Source organism: Helcococcus sueciensis DSM 17243, from assembly GCF_000423145.1.
GTDB lineage: Bacteria > Bacillota > Clostridia > Tissierellales > Peptoniphilaceae > Helcococcus > Helcococcus sueciensis.
The window spans coordinates 1-6,327 of record NZ_AUHK01000038.1 but is presented as its reverse complement, the minus strand read 5'-3'; the positions used below and the strand labels follow the sequence as shown (position 1 = coordinate 6,327).

The window sequence follows — 6,327 nt, the reverse complement described above, 5'->3', positions numbered from 1 at the left end:
CTACTGATACTAAGATTTCTAAACGTGGTTCTCCTTATCTTAGACGTGCTATTTGGCTCGCTGCTAGTGTTGCCGCCTTTAAAGATCCTGCTTTGTCTGTGTATTATCAAAAGCTTAGACAAAGAGGTAAGGCTCATGGTACAGCTATTGGTGCAGTTGCTAGAAAACTTACTAACATAATTTTTGCTGTTTTAAGAGATAACAAAGCTTACATACCTAATATTTAATTGTTATTAAATTTTTCTAAGCCTAAATTTTTAGGCTTGTTTGACGTGCCATAAATTTCAAGATAAATTATTTTTTATTTTCTCTTGACATTTGATAGCTGGTCTTAATTTTATTTTATAATTTAAAAAAATATAAGCAAATTATTTGACAAAAATTGCATATTTTTGTATAATGAAAAAGCAACAAAATAAGCGGAAGTGGCTCAGTGGTAGAGCATCGCCTTGCCAAGGCGAGGGTCGCGAGTTCGAATCTCGTTTTCCGCTCCAATAACAAATGCAGAATGATTTATTCATTTTGCTTTTTTTTTATTAAATAGATGTATAAATCGTTGAAAGATTATATGAAATGGTATAAAATGAATTAATATGGTGAGTATTTCTGTCCAGGTGGTGGAATTGGCAGACACGCTATCTTGAGGGGGTAGTGAGCATGGCTTGTGGGAGTTCGAATCTCCTCCTGGGCACCATATAACTTGTAAATAATAAATACAAGTAGAAAGTACATATTTACAATAAAATTAACTTAAATACCATAATTGGAATGCAACCGAATCTTAATATCGGTAGACTACGGGTTTACTCGTTTCAGATTTAATTATTAATGTGGAGGAAAGCAATGAAAGAAGAAAATAGAAGAAAATTAAATAAGAGAAATAGCGATAATATGGCTATTAAAATTTCGATGATAATATTAGGTATATTACTTATATTTGTGATTACATTATATGCAATAAATATTTTTTCTGGTAATAAATCAAAACCATCAGTAAGAGAAACGGAAAAAGAAACAGTAAAAGAAACTATAAAGGAAACAGAAAAGGAAACAGCAAAAGAAACAGAAAAGGAAACTGTGGAAGAAACAGAGAAAGAAACAGAAAAGGAAACTGTGAAAGAAACAGAAGCTGAATCTGAAGCTTCAGGACAGGAAGAACAAAACAAACCAGAACAACCAGAGCAACCAGAGCAACCAGAGCAAAATCAACCTGAACAACCAGTAGAAGAACCTTCAGAACCAAGTCAAATTCCAGTTCCTGATTATGAACCAACTGTAAATATATCAATAGATACAATACGTAATGCATCACAATCAGAAATAGTTGATATGATAATTCGTGGAGAATTAGGATATGGAGCAGAAAGACTTGATTTATTACAAAAAGCAGGAAAAGATTATAATTTCTATAATAATTTAGTAGATCAAAGACTTAAAGAATTAGGATATTAGGAGATAAAATGGGAATCATTAATCCATCAATACTTCCAGGTTTTTTAGAATTATTGCCAAAAGATCAAAAAGTATTTGATGAAATGAAAAACATTATTGAAAAAAATTTTATAAAATTTGGATTTGTAAACATCGATACTCCATTAATAGAAAAAGAAGAGATTCTACTTTCTAAAGGTGGAGGAGAGACAAGTAAACAAATTTATAGAATAGATAAGGAAAGTACCAAACAAGCCTTAAGATTTGACTTAACAGTAAGTCTTGCCAGATATATTTCTATGTATTCTCATGATTTAAGTTTTCCATTTAAAAGATATCAAATAGGTAAAGTATATCGTGGTGAAAGAAATCAAAAAGGAAGATATAGAGAGTTCTATCAATGTGATATAGACATTGTTGGTAAGGATAATCTTTCAATTATAAATGACGGAGAAATTCCTTCAGTTATTTATAATATTTTTAAGGAACTTGGATTTAAAGATATTCTATTTAGAATAAATAATAGAAAATTATTACAAGGGTTTTTAGAATCGATACAAATAGATAAGTTTGAAGAAGTTTTAAGAACTATAGATAAGATTGAAAAAATTGGAAGAGCTAAAACTATTGAAGAATTATCAAAACTCGAAATTGCAAGTGAAGATATAGATAAAATTTTAGAATTCATCCATACTGAAGATACAAATGAAGATACAATCGAAAAAGTTAATAAATTAAATATTGAAAATGAAATATTTATAGAGGGAAGAAAAGAACTAATTGAAGTATATGGATATATGCAAGATTTTGGGATTCCGAATGAAAATATAAAAATAGATTTAACTATTACTCGAGGATTAGATTATTATACAGGTACAGTTTATGAAACTTTTTTAAAAGGTTATGAAAGTATCGGATCCGTATGTAGTGGTGGAAGATATGATGATTTAGCAAATAATTTTACTAAACAAAAATTTCCTGGAGTAGGTCTTTCAATAGGTTTAACTAGATTATATTATCAATTAAACGAAGCTAATTTATTAAATTTAGAGGAAGAAAATGAAAAGTCTATAATTGTAATTCCAATGGGTGAAGATGTTATAGACTATGGTATAGATATAGTAAATGATTTGAGAAAGCATAAAATTATTTCTCAGATATATCTAGAAAAAGGCAAGGTTAAAAAGAAATTTTCATATGCTGACAATATAGGAGCGGATTTAGCTATAATTGTTGGTGGAAATGAAAAAGAAAATCAAGAAGTAAGTGTAAAAGATTTTATTAGTGGTAATCAAGAAACAATAGAAAGAAAAAGTTTGATTAACTTTTTGGAGGAAAGATGAAAATAACATTTCCAGATAATAGACAAGTAGAATTTGAAAAAGGAACATCCTTATTAGATATTGCAAAGTCTATTTCTGAAGGATTTGCAAGATCAGTAGAAGGTGCACAGGTAAATGGACATAAATTAATGGGGTTGCAAGAAGTATTGAATGAAGATAGTAGTGTAGATTTCTTTAAATACGATGATGATAGAGCTAAACAACTGTTTTGGCACACTTCTGCTCATTTAATGGCAGCAGCTATTCAAAAGCTATACCCAGGTACTAAATTCGCTATAGGTCCTGCTATTGAGCAAGGATTTTATTATGATATAGAGAGTGAACACCATTTTGTACCAGAAGATTTTGAAGAAATTGAAAAAGAAATGCTCGAGATAGCTAGACAAAAGCATGATTTAGAGAGAGAAGATATTACAAGAGAAGATGCTCTTAAATATTTTGAAGATAGAGGAGATATTTATAAGGTAGAATTAATAAATGATTTACCTGAAAATGAATCCTTATCCCTTTATAAATTAGGCGATTTTATAGATTTATGTAAAGGTCCTCATATTACCAATACAAAAGAAATCAAAGCTGTTAAGATACTTTCAACTGCTGGAGCATATTGGAGAGGCGATAGTAACAGACAAATGTTACAAAGACTTTATGGAATCTCATTTAAGAAACAATCAGAATTAGATGATTACTTAAATATGCTCGAAGAAGCTAAGAAGAGAGACCACCGTATGCTAGGTAAGCAAATGAAATTATTTATGCTTGCTGATGAAGGTCCAGGATTCCCATTCTATCTTCCAAATGGAATGATTGTTAAAAGAAATCTAGAAAAATTCCTTTTAGAAAAAATTAGAATTGCTGGTTATGGTGAAATTTCAACACCAATGATATTAAATGAAGCTTTATGGCATACTTCAGGTCACTGGGATCATTATCAAGAGAATATGTATTTCACAAAAATTGATGATGAAGATTATGCGGTAAAACCAATGAATTGTCCTGGATCAATTTTAGTCTATAAATCAGAACCACATTCATATAGAGATTTACCAATTAGACTTTCAGAACTTGGTCTTGTTCACAGACATGAATTATCAGGTGCTTTACACGGATTATTTAGAGTAAGAGCCTTTACACAAGATGATGCACATATATTTTGTTTAGAATCTCAAGTAAAAGATGAAATTAAGGGAATTATGAATCTTGCTCAAGAAATATATTCTAAATTTGGATTTGAATATAAGGTATTTATTTCTACAAGACCAGAAGATTTTATGGGATCACCAGAACTATGGGATAGAGCAGAAAAGAACTTAATTGAAGTAGTTGAAGAATTAGGTATTGATTATACAATAAATGAAGCTGATGGAGCATTTTATGGTCCAAAAATAGATATTCAATTACTTGATTCACTTAGAAGACCATGGCAATGTGGTACAATTCAATTAGACTTCCAGATGCCACAAAGATTTGATATGCATTATATTGATGAATTTAATGAAAAGAAACAGCCTGTAATGATTCATAGAGCTATATATGGTTCGCTTGAAAGATTCTTAGGAATCTTAATAGAACATTATGCAGGTAATTTCCCACTTTGGTTAGCGCCAGTTCAAGCTACTTTTATACCGGTAAGCTTAGAACATCATGGAGATAAAGTTAAGGAAATTAAGCAAAAATTCTTTGATGCAGGTCTAAGAGTAGAAATTGATGATAGAAATGAGTCAATGGGTAAGAAAATTCGTGATTCACAAACATCTAAAATTCCTTATCAATTAGTAATAGGTGATAATGAGCTTGCTAATAACACAGTTTCTGTGAGAAAATATAGTGAATCAAAATCTATTGATATTGATTTAGATGAATTTTTCAATCAAATGCTTACAGATGTAGAGGAAAGAAATTAAATATTTATAAAATATTAATTAATAAATATATTAGAGTATATTTGACAATACAAGATAAATAATGTATAATTTACTAGTATTCAAGCAGAGGTACCTACTCTCACCTAATGTAATAGTACATTTAGGTCTAACTTAATCAAGATTTTTGAGATAGTAGCGTAGGTATTTATGCTACTATTTTTTATTTAACTTATACTTTAGGAGGTATGTTATAAAAGAACTTCAAATAAACGAGCAAATCCGTTTTCCAAAAGTAAGACTTATAGGAAGTGATGGTGAACAATTAGGTATATTTACATCTCAAGATGCTTATAATAAAGCTATAGAAGAAGGTTTAGATTTAGTACTTCTATCACCAAATGCAGAACCACCTGTGGTTAGAATTATGGATTATAGAAAGTACAAATATGATCAAGTTAAGAAACAAAAAGAAGCAAGAAAAAAAGCTAAAACAGTAAATGTACAAGAAATTAGATTATCACCTTCAATTCAAAAGCATGATTTAGAAATTAAAGCTCGTAATGCTATTAGAATTCTTGGCAAAGATGATAAAGTAAAAGTAAGTATTAGATTTAGAGGAAGAGAGATGGCACATAAAGACCTAGGTAGAAAAGTTTTAGAAGATTTCTTTGACTTAGTTAAAGATGTGTCACAAATAGCTTCAAAACCAAAATTTGAAGGTCGAAGCATTCAAATGCTTTTAGAACCTAAATCAGAGTAGGAGGAAATTATGGGTAAAATGAAAACACATAGAGGATCAGCTAAAAGATTTAAAAGAACTGGTTCAGGTAAATTAAGAAGATTTAAGGCATATAAGAGCCATATCACTGGTAAAAAATCACCAAAGAGAATTAGAACTTTAAGAAAATCAACAGTAGTAAGTAAAGCTGATATGAAGAGAATAGGAAATATGATTCCTTAGGAGGCGATTAGATGGCAAGAGTAAAACGTGCAGTTAATTCAAAGAAAACACATAAAAAATATTTAAAAATGGCTAAAGGATATAGAGGTGGAAAATCTACTTTATTTAGAACAGCAAAACAAGCTGTAATGAAATCACTTCAATATTCATATATCGGAAGAAAACGTAGAAAAAGAGAATTTAGACAATTATGGATTGCTAGAATCAATGCAGCTTCAAGAGCAAATGGTTTAAGCTATTCAAAATTCATGGGTGGATTAAAGAAAGCAAATATTGATATCAATAGAAAAATGTTATCTGAAATCGCAATCAATGACCCACAAGCATTTTCACAATTAGTTGAAACAGCTAAAAATGCTTAAAAATAAAATTATGTAAATCTGATGGAAGTTATATTCCGTCAGATTTTTTATTGTGGGTTTACCACAATAAAAACCCCCGGCTATGCCGGGGGAATCAAGAGCTTTAGCTTCAAGAAAAAAACCTCTCGTGATAAAATTGATGTAGTCTGACAAACTGCACAATTAAATACGAGAGGAGATAATCCATATGGATAAAAACAGTTTATCACATACAAGCTGGAATTGTAAGTATCATATAGTATTTGCACCAAAATATAGAAGACAAATAATATATGGAAGAATTAAAGAAGATATTGGAAAAATACTTAGAGATTTGCTGACAAGAAAAAATATAAATATAATTGAGGCAGAATTATGCCCTGATC

The 6,327-nt window shown here is 29.9% G+C and carries 8 protein-coding genes and 2 tRNA genes; all 10 read left to right on the top strand.

Features of this window, described 5'->3' with window-relative positions:
• The coding region (locus tag G534_RS0106965; protein ID WP_156896558.1) for a transposase at nucleotides 1-227 on the top strand (227 nt) is incomplete at its 5' end.
• A gap of 192 nt (nucleotides 228-419) precedes the next feature.
• Nucleotides 420-494: transfer RNA gene (locus tag G534_RS0106960), tRNA-Gly, on the top strand.
• A 114-nt stretch (nucleotides 495-608) separates the two neighbouring features.
• A tRNA-Leu gene (locus G534_RS0106955) sits at nucleotides 609-694 on the top strand.
• A gap of 149 nt (nucleotides 695-843) precedes the next feature.
• Nucleotides 844-1,452, top strand: a complete 609-nt coding sequence (locus G534_RS0106950; protein WP_027348468.1) for a hypothetical protein — start codon at nucleotides 844-846, stop codon at nucleotides 1,450-1,452.
• Nucleotides 1,453-1,460: 8 nt separating this feature from the next.
• On the top strand, nucleotides 1,461-2,774 hold the full coding sequence (hisS, locus tag G534_RS0106945; RefSeq protein ID WP_027348467.1) for a histidine--tRNA ligase: 1,314 nt from the start codon (nucleotides 1,461-1,463) through the stop codon (nucleotides 2,772-2,774).
• Nucleotides 2,771-4,678, top strand: a complete 1,908-nt coding sequence (gene thrS, locus G534_RS0106940) for a threonine--tRNA ligase (protein WP_027348466.1) — start codon at nucleotides 2,771-2,773, stop codon at nucleotides 4,676-4,678. The genes hisS and thrS overlap by 4 nt, the downstream gene beginning before the upstream one ends.
• Nucleotides 4,679-4,889: 211 nt before the next feature.
• Nucleotides 4,890-5,399 carry a translation initiation factor IF-3 gene (infC, locus tag G534_RS0106935; RefSeq protein ID WP_027348465.1) on the top strand — a complete coding sequence of 170 codons (510 nt, stop codon included), beginning with the start codon at nucleotides 4,890-4,892 and terminating at the stop codon, nucleotides 5,397-5,399.
• Between the two features lie 9 nt (nucleotides 5,400-5,408).
• Nucleotides 5,409-5,600 (top strand): 50S ribosomal protein L35, encoded by a 192-nt coding sequence (gene rpmI / locus G534_RS0106930; protein ID WP_027348464.1) that lies wholly within the window; start codon nucleotides 5,409-5,411, stop codon nucleotides 5,598-5,600.
• 11 nt (nucleotides 5,601-5,611) lie between these two features.
• Nucleotides 5,612-5,962 (top strand): 50S ribosomal protein L20, encoded by a 351-nt coding sequence (gene rplT / locus G534_RS0106925; protein ID WP_027348463.1) that lies wholly within the window; start codon nucleotides 5,612-5,614, stop codon nucleotides 5,960-5,962.
• Between the two features lie 187 nt (nucleotides 5,963-6,149).
• A partial coding sequence (gene tnpA, locus G534_RS08155; protein ID WP_034596103.1) for an IS200/IS605 family transposase occupies nucleotides 6,150-6,327 on the top strand: 178 nt, incomplete at its 3' end.

Bases quoted from the DNA above. Each gene is read 5' to 3' on its own strand.
- G534_RS0106950 (WP_027348468.1), top strand. From the start codon at position 844: ATGAAAGAAGAAAATAGAAGAAAATTAAATAAGAGAAATAGCGATAAT.
- hisS (WP_027348467.1), top strand. From the start codon at position 1,461: ATGGGAATCATTAATCCATCAATACTTCCAGGTTTTTTAGAATTATTG.
- thrS (WP_027348466.1), top strand. From the start codon at position 2,771: ATGAAAATAACATTTCCAGATAATAGACAAGTAGAATTTGAAAAAGGA.
- rpmI (WP_027348464.1), top strand. From the start codon at position 5,409: ATGGGTAAAATGAAAACACATAGAGGATCAGCTAAAAGATTTAAAAGA.
- rplT (WP_027348463.1), top strand. From the start codon at position 5,612: ATGGCAAGAGTAAAACGTGCAGTTAATTCAAAGAAAACACATAAAAAA.